The sequence below is a fragment of the Marinobacter fonticola genome, from assembly GCF_008122265.1.
In the GTDB taxonomy this organism is placed as follows: Bacteria; Pseudomonadota; Gammaproteobacteria; order Pseudomonadales; family Oleiphilaceae; genus Marinobacter_A; species Marinobacter_A fonticola.
This window is the reverse complement of record NZ_CP043042.1, coordinates 3,992,313-4,011,794: the sequence shown is the minus strand read 5'-3', so window position 1 is coordinate 4,011,794 and position 19,482 is coordinate 3,992,313. Positions and strand designations below refer to the sequence as shown.

General features: G+C 59.4%; 21 protein-coding genes and 1 other RNA gene. 8 read left to right on the top strand and 14 right to left on the bottom strand.

Annotation, left to right across the window (positions count from 1 at the left end; translation table 11 throughout):
- The first annotated feature begins 309 nt into the window (after positions 1 to 309).
- Both FXO11_RS17870 and oadA read left to right on the top strand, forming a co-directional pair.
- Positions 310 to 1,731 (top strand): acetyl-CoA carboxylase biotin carboxylase subunit, encoded by a 1,422-nt coding sequence (locus FXO11_RS17870; RefSeq protein ID WP_148864295.1) that lies wholly within the window; start codon positions 310 to 312, stop codon positions 1,729 to 1,731.
- A 13-nt stretch (positions 1,732 to 1,744) separates the two neighbouring features.
- On the top strand, positions 1,745 to 3,547 hold the full coding sequence (gene oadA, locus FXO11_RS17865) for a sodium-extruding oxaloacetate decarboxylase subunit alpha (RefSeq protein WP_148864294.1): 1,803 nt from the start codon (positions 1,745 to 1,747) through the stop codon (positions 3,545 to 3,547).
- A 287-nt stretch (positions 3,548 to 3,834) separates the two neighbouring features.
- Here oadA and rpiA read toward each other — a convergent pair whose 3' ends face one another.
- The gene (gene rpiA / locus FXO11_RS17860) at positions 3,835 to 4,506 is read right to left on the bottom strand and encodes a ribose-5-phosphate isomerase RpiA (protein WP_148864293.1); all 672 of its coding nucleotides are present in this window, start codon (positions 4,504 to 4,506) and stop codon (positions 3,835 to 3,837) included.
- 209 nt (positions 4,507 to 4,715) lie between these two features.
- Here rpiA and ilvA point away from each other — a divergent pair, with 209 nt between their 5' ends.
- A complete protein-coding gene (ilvA, locus tag FXO11_RS17855) occupies positions 4,716 to 6,257 on the top strand; it encodes a threonine ammonia-lyase, biosynthetic (RefSeq protein ID WP_148864292.1) in 1,542 nt (513 codons plus the stop codon).
- A gap of 393 nt (positions 6,258 to 6,650) precedes the next feature.
- On the opposite strand, the gene FXO11_RS17850 is transcribed toward ilvA, so the two are convergent.
- From FXO11_RS17850 to FXO11_RS17825, 6 genes are all read right to left on the bottom strand, one after another.
- Entirely contained in the window at positions 6,651 to 7,406 is a 756-nt protein-coding gene (locus tag FXO11_RS17850) for a 5-formyltetrahydrofolate cyclo-ligase (RefSeq protein WP_148864291.1), read from the bottom strand.
- A gap of 49 nt (positions 7,407 to 7,455) precedes the next feature.
- Positions 7,456 to 7,637: non-coding RNA, 6S RNA (gene ssrS, locus FXO11_RS17845), on the bottom strand.
- 72 nt (positions 7,638 to 7,709) lie between these two features.
- Positions 7,710 to 8,006 carry a cell division protein ZapA gene (locus FXO11_RS17840; protein ID WP_148864290.1) on the bottom strand — a complete coding sequence of 99 codons (297 nt, stop codon included), beginning with the start codon at positions 8,004 to 8,006 and terminating at the stop codon, positions 7,710 to 7,712.
- Positions 8,006 to 8,212, bottom strand: a complete 207-nt coding sequence (locus FXO11_RS17835; protein WP_148864289.1) for a TIGR02449 family protein — start codon at positions 8,210 to 8,212, stop codon at positions 8,006 to 8,008. The genes FXO11_RS17840 and FXO11_RS17835 overlap by 1 nt, the downstream gene beginning before the upstream one ends.
- Positions 8,213 to 8,408: 196 nt before the next feature.
- Entirely contained in the window at positions 8,409 to 9,677 is a 1,269-nt protein-coding gene (locus tag FXO11_RS17830) for an ABC transporter permease (RefSeq protein ID WP_148864288.1), read from the bottom strand.
- Positions 9,674 to 10,378, bottom strand: coding sequence for an ATP-binding cassette domain-containing protein (locus FXO11_RS17825; RefSeq protein ID WP_148864287.1), 705 nt, complete (start codon positions 10,376 to 10,378; stop codon positions 9,674 to 9,676). Before FXO11_RS17825 ends, FXO11_RS17830 begins: the two co-directional genes overlap by 4 nt.
- Positions 10,379 to 10,455: 77 nt before the next feature.
- Here FXO11_RS17825 and FXO11_RS17820 point away from each other — a divergent pair, with 77 nt between their 5' ends.
- On the top strand, positions 10,456 to 10,959 hold the full coding sequence (locus FXO11_RS17820) for a DUF3299 domain-containing protein (protein ID WP_227545955.1): 504 nt from the start codon (positions 10,456 to 10,458) through the stop codon (positions 10,957 to 10,959).
- A 27-nt stretch (positions 10,960 to 10,986) separates the two neighbouring features.
- On the opposite strand, the gene FXO11_RS17815 is transcribed toward FXO11_RS17820, so the two are convergent.
- Positions 10,987 to 11,574, bottom strand: a complete 588-nt coding sequence (locus FXO11_RS17815; protein WP_148864285.1) for a ZrgA family zinc uptake protein — start codon at positions 11,572 to 11,574, stop codon at positions 10,987 to 10,989.
- A 138-nt stretch (positions 11,575 to 11,712) separates the two neighbouring features.
- Here FXO11_RS17815 and FXO11_RS17810 point away from each other — a divergent pair, with 138 nt between their 5' ends.
- The 4 genes from FXO11_RS17810 (at position 11,713) to FXO11_RS17795 (ending at position 16,223) form a co-directional block, all read left to right on the top strand.
- Complete coding sequence (locus FXO11_RS17810) at positions 11,713 to 12,303, top strand: UPF0149 family protein (protein WP_148864284.1); 591 nt, start codon at positions 11,713 to 11,715, stop codon at positions 12,301 to 12,303.
- Between the two features lie 92 nt (positions 12,304 to 12,395).
- Positions 12,396 to 13,712 carry a Xaa-Pro aminopeptidase gene (gene pepP / locus FXO11_RS17805; protein WP_148864283.1) on the top strand — a complete coding sequence of 439 codons (1,317 nt, stop codon included), beginning with the start codon at positions 12,396 to 12,398 and terminating at the stop codon, positions 13,710 to 13,712.
- A 25-nt stretch (positions 13,713 to 13,737) separates the two neighbouring features.
- Positions 13,738 to 15,006 carry a 2-octaprenyl-6-methoxyphenyl hydroxylase gene (gene ubiH / locus FXO11_RS17800; RefSeq protein ID WP_148864973.1) on the top strand — a complete coding sequence of 423 codons (1,269 nt, stop codon included), beginning with the start codon at positions 13,738 to 13,740 and terminating at the stop codon, positions 15,004 to 15,006.
- A complete protein-coding gene (locus tag FXO11_RS17795) occupies positions 15,003 to 16,223 on the top strand; it encodes a UbiH/UbiF/VisC/COQ6 family ubiquinone biosynthesis hydroxylase (protein ID WP_148864282.1) in 1,221 nt (406 codons plus the stop codon). The genes ubiH and FXO11_RS17795 overlap by 4 nt, the downstream gene beginning before the upstream one ends.
- Here the strand turns inward: FXO11_RS17795 and FXO11_RS17790 are convergent.
- The 6 genes from FXO11_RS17790 to hisI form a co-directional block, all read right to left on the bottom strand.
- Entirely contained in the window at positions 16,220 to 16,939 is a 720-nt protein-coding gene (locus FXO11_RS17790) for a 16S rRNA (uracil(1498)-N(3))-methyltransferase (RefSeq protein ID WP_148864281.1), read from the bottom strand. The genes FXO11_RS17795 and FXO11_RS17790 overlap by 4 nt on opposite strands.
- The gene (tatC, locus tag FXO11_RS17785) at positions 16,936 to 17,667 is read right to left on the bottom strand and encodes a twin-arginine translocase subunit TatC (RefSeq protein ID WP_227546168.1); all 732 of its coding nucleotides are present in this window, start codon (positions 17,665 to 17,667) and stop codon (positions 16,936 to 16,938) included. The genes FXO11_RS17790 and tatC overlap by 4 nt, the downstream gene beginning before the upstream one ends.
- 101 nt (positions 17,668 to 17,768) lie before the next feature.
- On the bottom strand, positions 17,769 to 18,248 hold the full coding sequence (tatB, locus tag FXO11_RS17780; RefSeq protein ID WP_148864279.1) for a Sec-independent protein translocase protein TatB: 480 nt from the start codon (positions 18,246 to 18,248) through the stop codon (positions 17,769 to 17,771).
- Between the two features lie 11 nt (positions 18,249 to 18,259).
- Positions 18,260 to 18,499 (bottom strand): twin-arginine translocase TatA/TatE family subunit, encoded by a 240-nt coding sequence (gene tatA, locus FXO11_RS17775; protein WP_148864278.1) that lies wholly within the window; start codon positions 18,497 to 18,499, stop codon positions 18,260 to 18,262.
- Positions 18,500 to 18,668: 169 nt separating this feature from the next.
- Positions 18,669 to 19,046: a phosphoribosyl-ATP diphosphatase gene (locus FXO11_RS17770; protein WP_148864277.1), complete on the bottom strand. Its 378-nt coding sequence runs from the start codon at positions 19,044 to 19,046 to the stop codon at positions 18,669 to 18,671.
- Positions 19,043 to 19,471 (bottom strand): phosphoribosyl-AMP cyclohydrolase, encoded by a 429-nt coding sequence (gene hisI / locus FXO11_RS17765; protein WP_148864276.1) that lies wholly within the window; start codon positions 19,469 to 19,471, stop codon positions 19,043 to 19,045. Before hisI ends, FXO11_RS17770 begins: the two co-directional genes overlap by 4 nt.
- Positions 19,472 to 19,482: the final 11 nt, after the last annotated feature.

The following is a 19,482-nucleotide window of genomic DNA, read 5'->3' as shown; positions in this document are numbered from 1 at the left end:
GAATTATTGTGAAGGCATGAGTGTGGCTGATTGGTAAAAACCAAGCAAGCGCTTGGTAAGCAACCTGATCTGGGTCAAGTCTTCTCTGGCCGGGGTTCCGGGTGATGGATAGAGTGTTGGCGCTTCTCTACGCCTCACTAACCAGATGCGTTAGAGTGGTACAGGAGTAGTACAGGTGCCCCGGACAGCAACGACTCAGAGATGTCCTCGGTAGCGCTGCGACGCTGTCGACGATCCTCTTCGCGTTCGGGGAAGGGCATTCTGCCCGGATAAAACAACTTCCTGACGGATGACAGGGAGCACCACAAAATGACGATTAAGAAAGTGCTCATCGCCAATCGCGGTGAGATTGCGGTCCGGATAGCCCGCGCCTGCCAGGAATTGGGCGTCAAGGCTGTGGCTATCTATTCCGAAGCCGACCGTTATTCCCTACATGTCAAAAAAGCGGATGAAGCGCACCGGATCAGTGAGGATCCACTGACGGGGTACCTCAATCCCCATCACATCGTGAACTTGGCTGTGGAAACCGGCTGCGATGCGCTGCATCCGGGCTACGGTTTCCTGTCCGAGAACGCCACCCTGGCGGCGGTCTGCAAGGAGCGGGGGATCCGCTTCATCGGTCCTTCTGCGGAAGTGATCGAGTCCATGGGCGACAAGACCCATGCGCGGCAGACCGCAGTCAACGCGGGCGTGCCGGTTACGCCGGGCTCTGAAGGCAACCTGGAAGATGTCGAGGACGCGGTCAAACAGGCCGAATCCATCGGCTACCCGGTGATGCTCAAGGCCACCTCCGGTGGTGGCGGACGCGGTATCCGGCGCTGCGACGATGAAGAAAGTCTGCGCCAGAATTACAAACGGGTGATTTCCGAAGCCAGCAAAGCCTTCGGCAGCGCCGATGTGTTTCTGGAGAAGTGCATCGTCAACCCGCGCCACATCGAAGTCCAGGTACTGGCGGATAGCCACGGTAACGTTATCCACCTGTACGAGCGGGACTGCTCCATCCAGCGCCGTAACCAGAAGCTGATAGAGCTGGCGCCGTCGCCCCAGCTCAGCGACGAGCAGCGGGAGTACATCGGCGATCTGGCGGTGCGTGTATCCAAGGAAACCGGTTACGAGAATGCTGGCACCGTCGAGTTCCTGCTCGACGACAAGGACGACTTCTACTTCATGGAAATGAACACTCGGGTGCAGGTGGAGCACACCATCTCCGAGCAGATCACCGGCGTGGACATCGTTAAGGAGCAGATCCGCATTGCTGGCGGTGCGAAGCTGCGATTCGCCCAGGAAGATATCAGCTACCGGGGTTATGCCGCGCAGTTCCGTATTAACGCCGAGGATCCGAAGAACAACTTCCTGCCCAGTTTCGGTCAGATCACCCGGTACTACTCGCCGGGCGGACCCGGTGTACGGACGGACGCAGCCATTTACACCGGCTACGAAATTCCACCGTACTACGATTCTATGTGCGCCAAGCTGATCGTCTCGGCCATGGATTGGGACGAGTTGCTGGAACGTTCCCAGCGTGCACTCAAGGATATGGGGATCTATGGCATCAAGACCACCATCCCTTATTACCTGGAAATCCTCAGCCATCCGGAGTTCAGGGCTGCTTCGTTCAATACTGGATTTGTGGAAGAGCATCCGGAATTGATCAATTACAGCATCAAGAAGCGTCCGGAATCGTTCGCCGCCGCCATAGCCGCCGCGATTGCCGCCCAGGCCGGAATCTGATGGGAGTCATTGTATGACCAAGCGTAAAATTGAAATCACTGATGTCATTCTGCGGGACGCCCACCAGTCCCTCATCGCCACCCGTATGCGCACCGAAGATATGCTGCCCGCCTGCGACAAGCTCGACAGGGCCGGTTACTGGTCGCTGGAATGCTGGGGCGGTGCCACCTTTGATGCCTGTGTCCGCTTCCTCAAGGAAGACCCTTGGGAGCGCCTGCGTCAACTGCGTGAGGCCTTGCCGAACACCCGGCTGCAAATGCTGCTGCGTGGACAGAACTTGCTGGGCTACCGGCATTATGCCGATGACGTGGTGGAAGCCTTCTGCCAAAAAGCGGCGGATAACGGTATCGATGTGTTCCGGATCTTCGACGCGCTAAACGACGTGCGCAATCTGGAAACCAGCATCAAGGCGGTCAAGAAGGCCGGTAAGCATGCTCAGGGTACCCTTTGCTACACCGTCAGCCCGGTCCACGGCACTGATCTGTTCCTGAAGCAGGCGAAAGAAATGGCCGATATGGGCGTCGACAGTATCGCCATCAAGGATATGGCGGGCCTGCTCACACCCACAGCCACCCATGACCTGGTCAGCGCCCTGAAGAAGGAGTTGTCGCTGCCGGTGTTCCTGCACTCGCACTATACCTCCGGCATGGCCACCATGTGTCAGTGGGCGGCGTTGGATGCCGGTGTCGATCACATCGACACGGCGCTGTCCGCCTTTGCGGGCGGTACCAGTCATCCGCCCACCGAGTCGGTCGTGGCAGCCCTTAAGGATGCCGGCTATCAGGTGGATCTGGACCTGGAACTGCTGGACGAACTCACCAGCCACTTCCGCGAAGTGCGTAAGAAGTACCATCAGTTCGAAAGCGAGTATAACGGCGTGGATACGGCGGTCCTGCTCTCCCAAGTGCCGGGTGGCATGATGTCCAACCTGGCCAACCAGCTCAAAGAGCAAGGCGCCTTGGATAAAATTCGCGACGTCTTTGCCGAGATTCCGCGGGTGCGCAAGGACCTGGGTTACCCGCCGCTGGTAACGCCGACGTCGCAGATCGTGGGGACCCAGGCGGTAATGAACGTGCTGTCCGGTAAGCGTTACGAGAACATCACCAACGAGGTGAAGAAGTACCTGCAGGGCTGGTACGGCGCTGCGCCGGGCGAAGTCGATGCGCAACTGCAGAAGCGTGCGGTGGGCAACGAGGAGCTGATTGACGAGCGTCCCGCGAACTTGCTCAAGCGTGAGTTCCATACCCTCAAGGATCAGATCGGCGATCTGGCCGAATCCGAGGAAGATGTACTCACTTATGCCATGTTCCCGGACCAGGCGCGCCAGTTCCTGGAGCAGCGCAAGGACGGTACTCTCAAGCCGGAGCCACTGGAGCCGAAGCCTGAAGCGGGCGCTGCCGGTGCGATTTCCACCGAGTTCAAGGTGACGGTCCATGGCGAAACCTTCGACATCCATGTCACCGGGGTGAGCCCCAAGGGCGAGGACGAGCGTCGCTTCTACATGACCGTCGACGGCATGCCGGAAGAAATCAGCATGGAGTCCACTGGTGATTTCGAACGCGAAAGTGGTGGTGGCAAGCGCGGCAAAGCCTCGAAGGAAGGCCACGTGACCACCAGCATGCCGGGCAACATCGTTGATGTGCTGGTGAACGAAGGCGACTCGGTCGAGGCAGGCAAGCCGGTCCTGATCATCGAAGCGATGAAGATGGAAACCGAGGTGAAAGCCCCGGTCTCCGGCAAGGTGATCGAGGTTTGCATCAAGAAAGGCGACCGCGTGACGCCGTCCGAGGTGCTGATGGAAATCGAGCCGGCATGATCAGCCGGCCAATGTAGCGGACGCTTTAGAGGGTGTTGCAAAACTACTGCGCTCGGCCATGCGGCGTTGGAAATTCGCTCAAAATGCTCATTTACTATCAGTAAACTGCGCTTTTTCGCGAATTTCCGCCTTGCCTGGCCTTCGCTCGCTACGTTTTGCAACACCCTCTTTAGCTTCCGAGCAGGGCGCAGGCCTGCCGATAAAGCTCAGGGGCCTGGTCGGCCCCTCCGAAGCTGAAGCGTCGGCTACATTCTACCGATAGACTTGGGACCAGATCGCTTGTCCCATCAACGTTTCACTGTCTCTACCCCGTTTGCAGTACCCAACAGCAAAATGTCCGCCGGCCGCTGCGCAAACAGGCCATTGGTCACCACGCCCACAATCTGGTTCAACTTCGCTTCCAGCTCAATCGGATTGTCGATGCTCATATTGTGCACATCGATGATGATGTTGCCGTTATCGGTTTTCACGCCCTCGCGGTAGACCGGGTCGCCCCCCAATTTGACAATCTCCCGGCCCACATGGCTGCGGGCCATGGGAATGACTTCCACCGGCAGGGGAAATTCGCCCAGCACGCCCACTTTCTTGGACTCGTCGGCGATACAGATAAACGTCTTGGCAACGGCCGCCACGACCTTTTCCCGGGTGAGGGCCGCGCCGCCACCCTTGATCAGCTCCAGGTGTTCATTGGTTTCGTCCGCGCCGTCGATGTAGAACTCAAGATGGGATGCTGCATTGAGGTCGTAGACCGGAATGCCGTGTTTCTTCAGGCGTTCGGCGGTGGCATCGGAGCTGGCGACTGCGCCGTCGAACTCGGTTTTCAATGCCGCCAAGAGGTCGATAAAGAAGTTGGCGGTGCTGCCGGTGCCGACGCCGATCACGCTATCCGGATCGAGCTGCGGGCGGAGAATGTCGATGGCCGCCTGGGCCACGGCCTGTTTGAGTTCGTCCTGAGTCATAGCGTCCTCGGAAGGGTATCTCGATGGATGTCGAAGAAGGGCTCACAGTATAGCCGGGCAAAGGCCGGTCATACAGGAAAAGCCTGAGGCGTGCCCAGTACAATGAATGAGTGGACGTAGCGCCGCCAAACTCCTTAGACTTGAGGGTTTTCGCGCTCCGAAACCCCAAGCTCACGATGACTGACGCAAACCCAGAAGGGAAATGCCCCATGCCACAGCGCTACATCAAGAAAATACTCGATGCCCGAGTCTACGATGTGGCGATCGAATCGCCGCTGACTCATGCCCGTAACCTGTCCAAGCGGTTCAATAATCACATTATTCTGAAGCGGGAAGATCTGCAGCCGGTGTTCTCGTTCAAGTGCCGTGGCGCCTACAACGCGATTGCCCATCTCACAGAAGAAGCGAGAAACAAAGGCGTGATTTGCGCCTCCGCGGGTAACCATGCCCAGGGCGTCGCCATGGCGGCCCAGGAGCTGGGTATCAAAGCGGTGATCGTGATGCCCCAGACGACGCCCGAGATCAAGGTGAAGTCGGTGCGCGACCGCGGCGCCAAGGTTGTGCTCAAGGGGGATGCTTTTGACGAGGCCGCAGCCCACGCCAAAGAGCTGATGGAAAAGCAGGGGCTTACCTACATTCCGCCCTATGATCATCCCGACGTCATTGCCGGCCAGGGCACCGTGGCCATGGAACTGCTGTGGCAATTCACCAAGCCCCTGCACGCTGTATTCATTCCGGTAGGTGGCGGCGGTCTGATTGCGGGCATGGCAGCCTATATCAAATACTTGCGCCCGGACACGCGGATAATCGGGGTGGAACCGGAAGACTCCAACTGTCTGCAGGCGGCGCTTGAAGCCGGCGAGCGGGTGATCCTCGACGAGGTGGGTATTTTTGCCGACGGCGTGGCCGTCAAGCAAATTGGCGAGAATACCTGGGATGTTTGCAAGGAGACTGTGGACGAGGTAGTGACGGTCAGCACCGATGAAATCTGTGCAGCCATCAAGGACGTGTTCGACGACACCCGTTCTATCTGCGAGCCGGCCGGTGCGCTCGCCGTGGCGGGCATCAAAAAGTACATTCAGCGCGAAGAAATCGTCGGCCAGAACCTGGCGGGTATCCTTAGCGGCGCCAACATGAATTTCGATCGGTTGCGTTACATTTCCGAGCGCACGGAAATTGGCGAGCAGCGCGAAGCGATTCTGGCCGTGACCATTCCGGAGCGCCCGGGCAGCTTCAAGTCATTCATCAATGCCCTGCACAAGCGCAGCATTACCGAGTTCAATTACCGGTATTCCGACGGCGACGAGGCGCGAATCTTCGTCGGTATCCATATCCAATCCGGTGGGCTGGGGCGTGACGAGCTGGTTCAGGACCTGCGCGATGGCGGCTATCCCGTGATTGATCTGACCGACAGCGATATCGCGAAGCAGCATATTCGCCATATGGTGGGCGGTCACGCGCCGAGCATTCACAACGAGAAGGTGTTTCAGTTCGAGTTCCCGGAGCGCCCGGGCGCCTTGCTGAAGTTTCTGATGTCCCTGGGCACGCGCTGGAATATTTCCATGTTTCACTATCGCAACCACGGTGCGGCCTATAGCCGGGTGCTCATGGGCGCGCAGGTGGAAGACCATGAAATCGGCGCCTTCACCCAGATGCTCGATAAGGTGGGCTTCCGCTACGAGAATGTGACCGATAATGAGGCTTATCGCTTGTTTTTAGGTAACGGTAACGGATCGTCTGTTACGCAGTAACGACCATGTCGTAGCAAAAATGAAACCCTTGTAATCACTCTTAAATTGTATTAACGAAGTGAGCTGTTATTATTTATAACAATTCTGTGAATAAAAACTAACCATCTGATTGTGAGCGACATTTACAATTTTGTATTTATGACGTTTCTGTTAGTTCGGTGGTTATATAGCGTCGTTCTGTAGTCGGCCAGCAGCACAGAAAAACAAAAGGCGACATTTGAGTCGCCAGCATTGGGGGATGCAATAAAATGGAACGAAAGCCTGACGTTATACGGGCGCTCGTTTTTCTTTTTGCTATTGGTCTTGCGGTTACCGGATTCACCTCGCTCCAGGCATCCGAACCGCGGTCGAAGACAGCAGCAGAAGTGGTCGACTAGCTATTGGTGCCAGTGCTTAAAGAATAAAGCGACGCAGGAAAGCGAAAACCGAGAGCAACCAGCCTGACGTGCGCTGCCTGCCATGACGCCGGTCTGCCAGCCGGTACCGGCCAAAAAAAACCGCTCGCGGCTGTGTCCGCTCGATAATGCCTTGGGGAGAGCAGTCCAGGTGCCGGGCTGGCGTAATCACCCCATCCATGGGCACATCCCAACTGGCAATCGGCAAACGTTCCACTTGCTGAACCTCATGTGCTAATCCGATCAATGCCGGAGGCCGCTGAGGTGCCAAGCGCTTGAAGGCAAACGTACGGTCATAGAAACCGCCCCCCATGCCGAGGCGTCCGCCTTCACGATCGAATCCCACCAGCGGCATCAGTACGGCGTCCAGTGCCCAGGGTGGGCGGCGTGGTGCTCTTCGATCGGTCGGCTCCGGAATGCCGAAACGATTGGGGCGTAGTTCGGTGTTGGCGTCGAAACGATAGAACCAGAGCTGATTCCCCAAGACCGGGTGCAATACGGGTAGGTAAACGCTCAAATTTCGGCGGCGGGCTTCTTCGATAAACGCACGTGGATCGATCTCGCCGTCGTTGGGTAGATAAAGGCCGATGTGCCGGGCTCGGGAATGACCAAAATGCAGTATCAGTTGGCGGGTCAAAGCCCGGGCGGCAACCCGTTGGGCAGCGGCAGACAAGGCGCGTCGACGCTGTCTCAAATCACGTCGAAGGGTCTTTCGGTCGGCTCTGGCCGGAAGCGGCGGCGCGATGGACTTCACGTTCGGTCGGGTCCGCTGATGGCTGGCTGAAGGCTATTGAAGTAGAAGAAAGCTTCCCGGGTTGCCGTTATCGGATGTGGCCCTTGAACCCAACAGTTCAAGGTGGTGGCCGCTGTAACATATTAGGCTTTCCCCTTCGCGGGGGACATGCTCACAATGCCCTGAAGTAGCCACCTAGGTATTGCGCATCGGCTCGAGGACGTATCCGACCAGCGAACAACCCAGGAAGTACCTCTATTATACGGGCTATACCGGGGCGGGATGCAAACCTGTTTCGGGAATACCCGAGATTGGCTTTTTCAATTAGCCCTCGTTGGGTTCACCCAGCGCTTCGTCGAGGCGGTTGTCGACCCGCTTGAGGATGCCGGTGGCATCTTCGGACATATGGCTTTGCTGCAGCAGGTCGTGGGTAATGTTCAGCGCTGCCATGACGGCGATGCGTTCGGTGCCGAACACTTTGCCGCTCGCGCGAATCTCGCGCATTTGCGAGTCCAGATGCTGAGCAGCCTGCAACAGGGCTTGGCGGGCATTGTCGGGGCAGGCTACCAAATAAGCCTTATCCAGAATATTGACTTCGACCGTGGTCGGTTTTTCCGGCATCAGTGTTGCTCCAGTGCTCTAAGGCGGCCAATCATCGCTTCGATTTTGTTGCGGGCGAGGTCGTTTTTCTGCATGAGCTGGGCGCGCTCGCGATTCCAGTCATCCTGCATCTGACGCAAGGCGGTATTTTCTTGCTCCAGTTTCTGGCAACGAGCAATCAGGCGATCCACCTTGTTGGCGAGGGCCTGCAGTTCAGACTGATCCATGGCTTTCTACATCCCGGCGAATAGTTTCTGGATTTACTGCTGGCGCCTGCCGAAACGGGCCGAGCGGCCATCATGACGAGGGAACAGGGCACCAATAATCCGTCACTTACCCACCAACTATAAATGCGGCCTGAAGAGCGGTCAATTTGATCACCTTGCCGTCCGTTCATCTTGGTAGTGCCTTGTGATCCTCCGCTCAAGATGCCGCGGAAAGACCTTCGTTCAGGCTACCGCGATAGGCCCGCCAGGCAGGCGCCAGAGAAACGATCAAAGCTGCCAGCGGCACGGCCGCGAGCAAGGCCCACTCCTGGCTATCCGGCCATCGCAGGCTGAGAGCAATTCCCCAGTGGGAGAGTAGCCACGGCGCGAGCGCGGTAAGCAGCGCGGCGCCAAAGATCAAAGCCAGGGCGCAGGCCAACAGCGACAGTAGTACACACTCTACCGCATAAAGGGCTGCGATCAGGCCGGGGGACGCGCCGACCGCGCGCAAGATCGCAATTTCCCGCTTTCGCTGGTTCTGGATCGCCAATAGCACAGCGATGAGCCCGATCAGACTGGTAACCACGACAAAGCCGCTTAACGCCACCAGCGCACGCTCGAATTGGCCCATCAAGCGCCAGAGTTCACTCAGCGCGACCCCGGGGAGTATGGCGCTGAGCGGCTCCAGGGCGGATTCATTGATCGCACGCTGGACCTGGAAGGTCAGCACCTTGCGGCCGACCCCGGCATAGGCGGCAGTAATGGCGCGGGGTGTCAGGTCCCGTTCGCGCACGGCATCGGGCGAAGGGGTGCGGCCCGGAATCCGAACGCCGGACTGCCAGCCCACGTGGATGGCTTCCATGCCTGCCAGGCTGATATACACGGCGCGGTCTACCGGGGTGCCGGTTGGTGCCAGGATGCCGGAGACCTTGAACGGCATATCCTCGTGCTTCATGAAGCTGACGCTACCGGTGCCATGGGCCAGGGTAATACGGTCGCCGGGGGCGTGGCCGAGATCCCGCGCCACATCCGCTCCTAGGACCACGTCGAACAGGTCGTCGAACCACGCTCCCTGAGTCACGGTCACAGCGTGGTCCCGCCCGTAGCGGAAATGCTCGGGAAACGCTTTGGAGGTGCCCACCACGCGAAAGCCCTGGTAACTGTCCCCTAGGGAAATAGGCACCAGCCAGTCGATACGTTTGTCCGCAGCCAGGGTTTCGTAAGTGCTCCAGCGGATGTTGTTAGTGGCATCGCCGATATGGAACACGGTATAGAGCAACAGGTTGAGCTGGCCCGCTCGCGCGCCAATGATCAGATCGGTGCCGCTGATAGTGCGGGTAAAGGTGTCCTTGACCTCGGAGCGCAGGTACTGAACGCCGAGCAGCAAAGTCACGCTCAGCGTGAGTGTCAGGGTGACCAGGCTGAGCACGCCGCGCCGGTGCCAGATACTGGCCAGGGCGAGGCGCAGAAAACGCGAAAGACTCATGCCGTGGTCTCCGTTTTTACGGTTTGTCCCAGGTCCAGCCTGCGGTCGAACGCGTTCGCCAGGCTGGCATCGTGACTGACGAAGACTAGTGCGGCGCCGCTGACCCGGCATTGGCTCATCAATAATTCGAGGAAGCGATCCCGGTTGTCTGTATCCAGCGCTGACGTCGGCTCGTCGGCGAGAACAAGCGCAGGACCGCCGATCAGCGCTCGGGCGCAGGCCACCCGTTGCTGCTGGCCGACACTGAGCCGGGTCACCGGGCGTTGCCAGAGAGCTTCGGAGACGTCGAGGGCCATCAGCAGATAGCGGGCTTCAGCGGCCGGAGACGAGACAGCCCGGCCAGCGCGAGGTTTCGAGAGCCGGCAGGGTAGCGTGACGTTGTCGATCACGCTCAGATACGGCACCAGATTGAACTGCTGGAATATGACACCGAGCTGGTCAGCCCTAAGCCGGTCTCGCGCCCGCCGGCTGATATTGGACAACGTGGTACCTCGGAATTTCAACTCGCCGCTCTCGGGCAGGCTCAGGCCCGCCAGCATGGCTAGTAGCGTGCTCTTGCCGCTGCCGCTAGGGCCACGCAGGAACAGGTGGTCGTTCGCCTGTAGGCTGAGATCCGGGAAATGCAGGCGGTGGTCGGCGCCGGGCCAGCGGAAGGCCAGGTGGGTTGCCTCGATAACGGGGGGGGCTTGGCGGGCAGTCATGGCAATAAAAACGTCACCTTGTGGTCGCCGTCTGGCAGTGTATGATCAGCTCGAATCAACTTGCGAGGATTCTAAACGTGTTTCATGCCGTCCGGGCTCTGTTTCTTTTGTCTTGCCTCATTCTGAGCGTTTCGCTAACGGCGGACGAGGACTGGGCCGAAGTGGACTGGCTGGAACTCATGCCTGCCGAAGACCTTGCGCTACTGGAGAGTCTGCCGCAAGTCGAGCACCAAGGTGACGGCCCCGTCACGCTGCCTGACGAGATTATGACCGGACGCACGGTACCGGCATTCGACAATCGCAAGGTCCGCATTCCCGGCTTCGTCGTGCCTCTTAAAGTGGGCGACGACCAGCGCATTTACGAGTTTTTCCTGGTGCCTTACTTCGGTGCCTGTATCCACGTACCGCCGCCACCGCCCAACCAGATTATCCACGTCACCTATAAGCCCGGTTTCGCTGTGGATGTGCTCTACAACCCGTTCTGGGTCAAGGGCGTATTGCAGATCGAGGATAACGAGAATGAGGTGGGCGCTTCGTCCTACGCCATCGACGCCCAGGCCGTGACGCCCTACGAGCAATAGAATGAATGGGAGCAATAGGGCGCCGCTTTACTCGGCGGTGAATCGGGTTTGATCGCCGGTCAACGTCGTTGCGCCCTGGCCCTGATCGCTGACCCATTCCACATCCAACCGCTCCAATGCTTCGAAACGGTCGAACAGCAGCGTGCCGAACTCGCTCGCAAGCGGTGATTCGTCACAGGACAGATGCTGGCTGACTTCGAATTCCGCGTGGCTGCCACCACGCTCTTCGTGCTCGTGCTCGTGCTCGTGCTCGTGCTCGTGCTCGTGTGCTTCAGTCTCTTCGTGGTCCGCATCGCGACCATGCTCATGTTCTGTCAGGGTGTGGCTGGCGCTGGCTTCGGTGATCTCGCAGCCTGCGCCTGACAGCAGGGGAGTGGACTCGAGCCACTGCACTGTTTCGGCTATGCGTGCAGCCTGGGCGTAGTTCTCCGGGGCATGTTCGAAACCCACCAGGTTGAACGCTGGGGATTCAAGGATAAGGTCGATGGATTGGCCCTCGATAGCGGCCTGCAGGCGGGCCTCGCCATGCACGTGGGCGCCGAGTCCTTCGGCGGCTTGAGCTGTGAATGTGAGGCATAGCAGTGGCAAGGACAGGGCAAATCTAAAGGGCGTCATCGGCAATTTCTCGCTATTAAATGTTATATTATAACGTAATTCGAAAGAGCGGCTGCGTCAACGGCTTCCGGTCGATGTGTTTGGTCTGCCTGAGTGCTACGATAGAGAGCTTCAAATGCATCCACAGATAGCCGTTCAATGACTGATCACATATCCCAAGCACCGGCCCTCGACGACTTTGAAACCTGGGCCAACTTTTTTACAAGCTACAAGGCTTTCAGCCACCCGGCGGAGCTGCATGGCGGCCTGTGCGGCCGGCTCGCTGCCGGTGGCCGTCTGAAAACCGAAGAGTGGCGTAGTCTCGCTTGCGAGCAGATGGGTGTCGCGCCCGACGTCGCGCAAGGCTCGGATGAGCTGGCCACGTTCCTCGATACCGTTTACGACGTCACCCTCGCGGCGATGCAGTCGTCCGACCTGGGTTTTCGTCCGCTGCTGCCGGACGACGAGTACACCCTGGATCAGCGCCTGCAAGCCCTCTCTGCCTGGGTGCGCGGCTTTCTCGAGGGGATGGCGGTGATGGCGAGCCGAGAGTTGGGCGAAGCCACCGGCGAAGTACGTGAAGTGGTGGAAGACATGGTTTCTATCAGCCAGGTTGCTCAGGGCGAGGAGGACAGCGAGGAAGGTGAGCAGCAGTTCAACGAGATCATGGAGTACGTCCGTGTCGGTGCACTGACCGTATTCACTGAATTCAATCCGCCCGTCCCGCCGGCGGAAACCACGCTTCACTGACAGGCAGAACGACTCGCTGAACGACATGAACTAAAGAGCAGCTCACTGAAGTGCGCAATCCTCTTTTCGATAGATCTAACCGGAGTGTCCGCATGTTGATGCCGATAAAAGAATTTGCCTCACGCCGAAAGACCCTGAGTGAGCACATGGCGGCCAACAGTATCGCAATCGTACCGGCTGCCCCCGAGCGGGTGCGCAACCGGGACGTACTGCACCCCTATCGCCAGGACAGCGATTTCTATTACCTGACCGGCTTCGACGAACCCGACGCTGTGCTGGTGCTGATCCCGGGGCGGGAACATGGCGAGTCGGTGCTGTTCTGCAAAGAACGCAATCCTGAAAAGGAGCTTTGGGACGGTTTTCTCGCCGGCCCGGAAGGGGCTATCGAAACGTATGGGTTCGACGACGCGTTCCCCATTGCCGATATCGACGACATCCTGCCCGGCATGATCGAGGGGCGCAGCCGGGTCTACTACCCGTTGGGCAAAGACAGGGCGTTTGACAGCCAGGTGATGGAGTGGGTCAAAACCATCCGCTCCAAAGTGCGTACAGGCGCCCACCCACCCGGTGAATTCGTGGCGCTGGAGCACACGCTGCATGACTTGCGCCTTTATAAAAGCGCGTCGGAAATCAAGGTAATGGCCAAGGCCGGCGAAATCAGCGCAGAGGCTCATTGCCGGGCGATGAAGCGGGCTAAGCGCGGTGGCTACGAATATCATCTGGAAGCCGAACTGATCCACACGTTTATGTCTCACGGTGCCCGGTCCACAGCCTATCCGTCGATTGTCGGCAGTGGCCTCAACGGCTGTATTCTGCATTACATTGAGAACAGCGCGCCGCTTAAAGACGGTGATCTGGTCCTGATCGATGCCGGCTGCGAGCTGGAAAACTATGCGTCGGATATCACCCGCACCTTCCCGATCAACGGCCGCTTTACCGATCCTCAGAAAGCCCTCTACGAGGTGGTGCTAGCGGCCCAGTACGCGGCGATCGAAGCGGTGAAGCCCGGCAACCACTGGAATCACTCTCATGAAGCCGCGCTCAGGGTGCTGACCCAGGGACTGCTCGATCTCGGATTGTTGCAGGGTTCCCTCGACGAGGCGCTTGAGCAGGAGGCTTACAAGCCTTTCTTCATGCACCGCACCGGGCACTGGCTCGGGCTGGATGTGCACGACGTAGGCGACTACCGGGTCGGCGACGCGTGGCGGGTACTGGAGCCGGGCATGGTGTTGACCGTCGAGCCCGGGTTGTATATCTCGCCCAACAATACCGATGTCGCCGAGCAATGGCGCGGTATCGGCATTCGTATCGAGGATGACGTGGTGGTGACCAAAGAGGGTTGCCGCATTCTGTCCGAAGGCGCGCCGAAGACGATCGCCGAGATCGAAGCCTTTATGGCGGACGCGTGAGCTAACCGGAGCAGCCAGAGACGTGGTGGATCACACAGCCTTCGATACGGACATCCTGATTGCGGGCGGCGGCTTGGCCGGGGCAACCTTAGCGCTTGCGTTGGTGCAACGCTTGCCGCGACTGCGGGTCACCGTGGTCGAAGCCTTCCCGCTGGCGCCCGATGCTCAGCCAAAAGACTACCAGCCCAGCTACGATGCCCGCTCCACCGCCTTGGCTTGGAGCTCGCGTCTGATTTATCAGGCGCTGGGCCTATGGGATGATCTGGCACCGCATGCCACGCCAATCCGCCATATTCATGTTTCCGACCGCGGGCGTTTCGGCTCCACGCGCATGACCGCAGAGGAGCATGCCCAGGATGCCCTGGGCTACGTGGTGGACAATCGCTGGCTGGGACTGAGCCTGATGCAAAGGCTGGCGGATCTGCCGCAGGTCCAGTGGCAGGCACCGGCCAAAGTGGTGGACGTAACGCCGCTGGCCGAGGGCGTTTCGGTACGTCTCGATAAGTCCGGCGGAACGGTGGATTTGACGGCCCAATGCCTGGTGATCGCCGACGGAGGTCGCTCCGGTTTGCGGGAACAGCTGGGTTTTCGGGTTGAGCAGACCCGGTATGACCAGCATGCGCTCATCGCCAACGTGTCCACAAGCGATCCGCATCGGTTCACGGCCTACGAACGTTTCACCGACGCGGGGCCCATGGCCCTGTTGCCCCGTGGCGGCTCGCGGCGTGCGGGACAAGATTCGGCGTTGGTCTGGACGCTGGATGGCGATGCGCTGGATGCGACGCTGGCCTTGACGGACGAGCAGCGCTGCGAACGCCTGCAGCAGCGTTTCGGTTGGCGCCTGGGCCGGTTTACCCGTATCGGCGAGTGCAGCCACTATCCGCTAACCCTGAGCACGGTGCAGGAGTCGGTTCGGCCGGGCATCGTCTTGATCGGCAATGCGGCTCACACGCTGCATCCGGTCGCTGGCCAAGGCTTCAATTTGGCGCTACGGGGACTGATGGCGCTGGTGGACCAGTTCGAATCGGCCGAGATGGGCCAAGTGCCGCTGGGGCGTATCGATGTATTGAATGCCTATCAGGCTAAACACCGTCAGGACTGGCAGGATACCGTGAGATTCTCGGACTCCCTAATTCAGATTTTCGGTGCTCGCTCGCCCCTGCTGGCGGCGGCGCGGGATGCGGGACTGGTGGGCATGGACCTGGTGCCAGGCGCGCGCCGGTGGTTTGCCAAACGCGCCATGGGCCTGGGTCGCCGCTCGCTTCGAAGCGACACGGAAGGGCTGGACAAATGAATTCGGAAAACCGCTTCGACATCATCGTGGTTGGCGGCGGTATGATCGGCGCCGCCGCCGCATTGGGCCTGGCCCGGCAGGGTTGGCAGGTGGCTGTGGTGGAAAGCGCCGAGCGCGAGTCTTTGCTCAGCGCGCTGTCGCCGGCCAAAACCGTTGACGATTTCGAACCGCGTGTTAGTGCGTTGTCACTGGCCAGTCAGAAACTGCTGGACGGTTTGGGTGTCTGGTCCGACGTCGCTGCATGCCGGCACTGCGCCTACGACCAGATGAGTGTGTGGGATGCCGAGGGCACCGGCTGTATTCGCTTCGATGCCGCCGAAATGGCGGTGCCGGCACTGGGTGTTATTGTCGAAAACCGAATCCTTGTCAAAGCGCTGATGACAGCGGTTGTCGCGAGTCCGATTAGGTTGATCGACGGTGTTTCGGTCACCGGCTGGAGCGGCCAGGGCCGGTATAAATCCATCACCCTGGCTGACGGCCGCAAGCTCGATGCGCCATTGATCGTGGCGGCGGATGGACCGCAATCACGGGTGCGCCAGTGGGCCGGTCTCCCCACCCGGGAATGGGATTACGATCAGCAGGGCATCGTTTGCACGGTTGAAACCGCCCAGTCCCATGGATTTACCGCCTGGCAGCGTTTTTCAGCCACGGGTCCGCTGGCCTTCCTGCCGTTGATCAACGACGCTGGGGAGTCCCGTTTCTGCTCTATCGTCTGGTCCCAGGATACGGACGAGTCGCGCCGTCTGATGGCTTTGGATGACGCCCGTTTTAGCGCCGAACTCGAGAACGCGATAGAGGGCCGGCTAGGCCAAATCCAGACTGTTTCCCGGCGCTTTGCCTTCCCGCTGCGCCAGCGCCATGCCAAAGCCTATATCGGGCCTGGGTTGGCGCTGATTGGCGACGCCGCGCACACCATCCATCCGCTGGCGGGGCAGGGCGTAAATCTGGGCTACAGCGACGTGCGTGTGCTGCTTGAAGAGTTGGGGCGCCTGCGTGCCGCTGGCATGGCTCCAGACGATCCTGACACCCTGGCTCGGTACCAACGGCGGCGCAAGGGTGAAAACCTGGCGATGATGGCGGCGATGGAGGGCTTTAAACAGCTCTTCGCCCGGGACGAGCTACCGCTACGCTGGATGCGTAATGCCGGAATGCGCTGGTTGGATGGTGCGGGTCCGCTGAAGAATCGGTTGGCCGCTCAGGCCATGGGAATTGATTAGCCGCAGCTGTCGTACAGGCGGCTGACCAGCACCGGCACCGCCGTTTCCACCCGCAGAATGCGAGATCCCAGATGGACGGCCTCGGCGCCGGCTTCGATGATTTTGTCCACTTCATACGGAATAAACCCGCCTTCCGGGCCGATACACAGCGTGGCCGGTTCGGCCAGGTGCGCCGGGCAGGCGGTGTGGGTACCGGGATGCGCCACCAACCCGCGTCGACCGTCCATCAAACCGGGCAGCTCGTCTTCCACGAAAGGCTTGAACAGCTTGCGGATATGCACATTGGGCATGAGCGTGTCGCAGGCTTGCTCCAACCCCAGAGCGAGATTTTCACGCAACTGGTCCTCCTGCAGCCAGGGAGTCTGCCAAAAGCTCTTCTCTACCTTGTAGGCGTTGATCAGCCAGATGTCCTTGACCCCGAGGGCAGCGCAGGTCTGCAATACCCGGCGGAACATCTTGGGCCGGGGCATGGCCAGTATCAGGGTGAGGGGTAAGGGTTCGGGAGGCGGCATATTCAGACAGACCGCGAGACGAGCTTCCCGGTCGTCGAGATGTTTGAGGGTTCCTGTCCCCATCAGACCGCCGACCCGGCCGACCGGCACTTGGTCGCCTGATTGCGCCTTGAGAACGGTTTCCAGATGCTGCCGGCGGCGACCACGCAATACGACCTGGTCATCGGCGATGAAATCCTCGTCGAACAACAGTGCCAGATTCATGAGGCGTTATCGATTTCCGCGTTCGCCGTACGGCGATAGGCCAGGTGGCCGAACAGGATGCCCATTTCGAACAGTAGCCACATCGGTACAGCCAGCAACGTCTGGGAGATGATGTCCGGCGGGGTCAGCAGCATCCCGACGACAAAGCAGCCCACCACCACATAAGGACGCTTGGCCGCCAGGTCCGCCGGTGTGGTGATGCCGGCAAGAATCATCAGGATTACGGCAATGGGGATCTCGAAAGCGACGCCGAAGGCGAAGAACATCTTCAGCACAAAGTTCAGATAGCTATTGATGTCGGGCATCTCGGATATGCCTTCCGGCCCGACGGTGGTGAAGAAGCCGAAGACCAGCGGGAACACCACAAAGTAGGCAAATACGGCACCGAGGTAGAACAGCAGCACTGACGAGAATAGCAGCGGGAAGGCCAGCTTTTTCTCGTGCTTGTACAGGCCGGGGGCGATGAAGCTCCAGATCTGGTAGAGGATATAGGGAATGGCGGCAAACACGGCCAGCACCAACGCCAATTTGAGCGGTGCAAAGAACGGCGAAGTGACGTCGGTGGCAATCATCACCTGGCCTTCGGGCAGCAGATCCCGCAAGGGCTGGGAGAGCCAGAGATAAAGCTCGTTGGCGAACGGGTAGATGGCGCCAAAGCAGATCAATACGGCCAAGACAACTTTCAGCAGCCGGTTGCGCAGCTCCAGCAGGTGATCGATCAGAGACATTTCCTGATGTTCTTCCGGATCCGGGCCATCGTTGGCCGGTGCGGTGTTCTCCAATTTATCCTTGTCAGCGGAGGACACGTCATCTCCTGCGGGGCGGGACGTCATTTACGTTCTTCCGGGGCGGATTTCTCTGAGTCCGAACGGGTCTGTTCGGCATCGTGGTCCAGTTTGGGACGCTCATCCGGTGCGGAAGGCAGTTCGGCCTCCGGCGCCGAGCGCATGGGTGCGGTCGTGCCGGTCCGCTCTACAGTATCCTGCCGCGAGGCCGATGCCTGGGTTGACTGGCGGGCTTGCTTATCGGATAAGACCATGTGCTGGTATTTACGGGCTTCGTCGAGACCCTCGCGGATGTTCTTCTGAACGCCCGCCAGATCGATACCACCTTCTTTGCTCAACTTTTCCCTCAGCTCTTCCGCCTTTATCTGACGGTCCAGCTCCGTGGTGAACTGGCTGACCAGACGGCGGCTGCGCCCGATCCAGCGGCCTGCGGTGCGGGCCGCACCGGGTAGACGCTCGGGCCCGAGAATCAGTAGCGCGATCACCCCGCAAATCAGCAGCTCAAGAAAGCCAATGTCGAACATACAGGCTGGACTCAGCTACGTGATTTTTCGTCCGAATGCTCGGTGCTGGTGGACTCGTAGACGTTACCGTCGCGCTTTTGCTCGAGGTTGTCGTTACGGTCCTTGGCAGCGTCGTCTTCTTCGCCCATGGACTTCTTGAAGCCACGTATCGCGCCACCCAGATCGGTACCGATATTACGCAGTTTCTTGGTTCCGAACAGAAGCACGACGATGCCAAGAACGATTAAAAGTTGCCAGATACTGATACCCATTCCGGGTTCCTCATTCACGTTGTAGCCTTGGATGGCTGTCTGTCGCCACCCACACGGATAGTGTACGCCAGTTGACCGGAGGTACCCTAACCCCTGACGGTTACGGATTTGCTAAGGAGCCTCTGAATAACGCCTGGATCGGCCACTGTGACTTCCGCGGTTTGCCTATTTACGATTTTGCTGCCCGTGCCGCTTTCTCGTCCAGGCCTGAAAGATCAAAGCGACGCGCAAGTTCCTGCAGGACATCGTCCGGCCCCAGCCCCAGGTGAGATAGGGCTACAAGGCTGTGGAACCAAAGATCGGCGGTTTCGCAGACCAGTTCCCGGGTATCGCCCGATTGCTGGGCATCCTTGGCCGCAAGCAGCATTTCGGTGCATTCCTCGCCTACTTTCTCCAGGATCTTGTTCAGACCCTTATGGTGCAGGCTCGAGACATAGGAGCTGTCCGGGCTGGCCGCCTTGCGTGCCTCAAGCACGCCGGCCAAGGCGCCGAGTACGTCCCGGGTTTCAATCTCGTTGCTCACGCGGGCTTCAGTCTCATTGCTCATAGCTGTGCATCTCCGCTGCCGCCGTAAATCGCCTCAGGGTCTTTCAGGACGGGCTCGACGCTGACCCAGCGATCATTTTCCAGCCGGCTGTAGAAACAGCTGCGACGTCCAGTGTGACAGGCAATGCCCCCCAGTTGTTCCACCTTGAGCAGCACTACGTCGGCATCGCAGTCGAGGCGGATTTCGGCGACCTGCTGCACGTGACCGGACGATTCACCTTTGCGCCAGAGCTTTCCCCGTGAACGGGACCAATAGATGGCGCGCTGTTCTTTCGCGGTGAGTTCCAGCGCCTCGCGGTTCATCCACGCCATCATTAGCACGTCGCCCGTGGCAGCGTCTTGCGCAATCGCCGGTACCAAGCCCTGGTCATCCCAGCGCACCGCATCGAGCCAGTCGCCGGCGGTGTTCGAAGTCGAGTCTTGCATAGTGTTCCGTC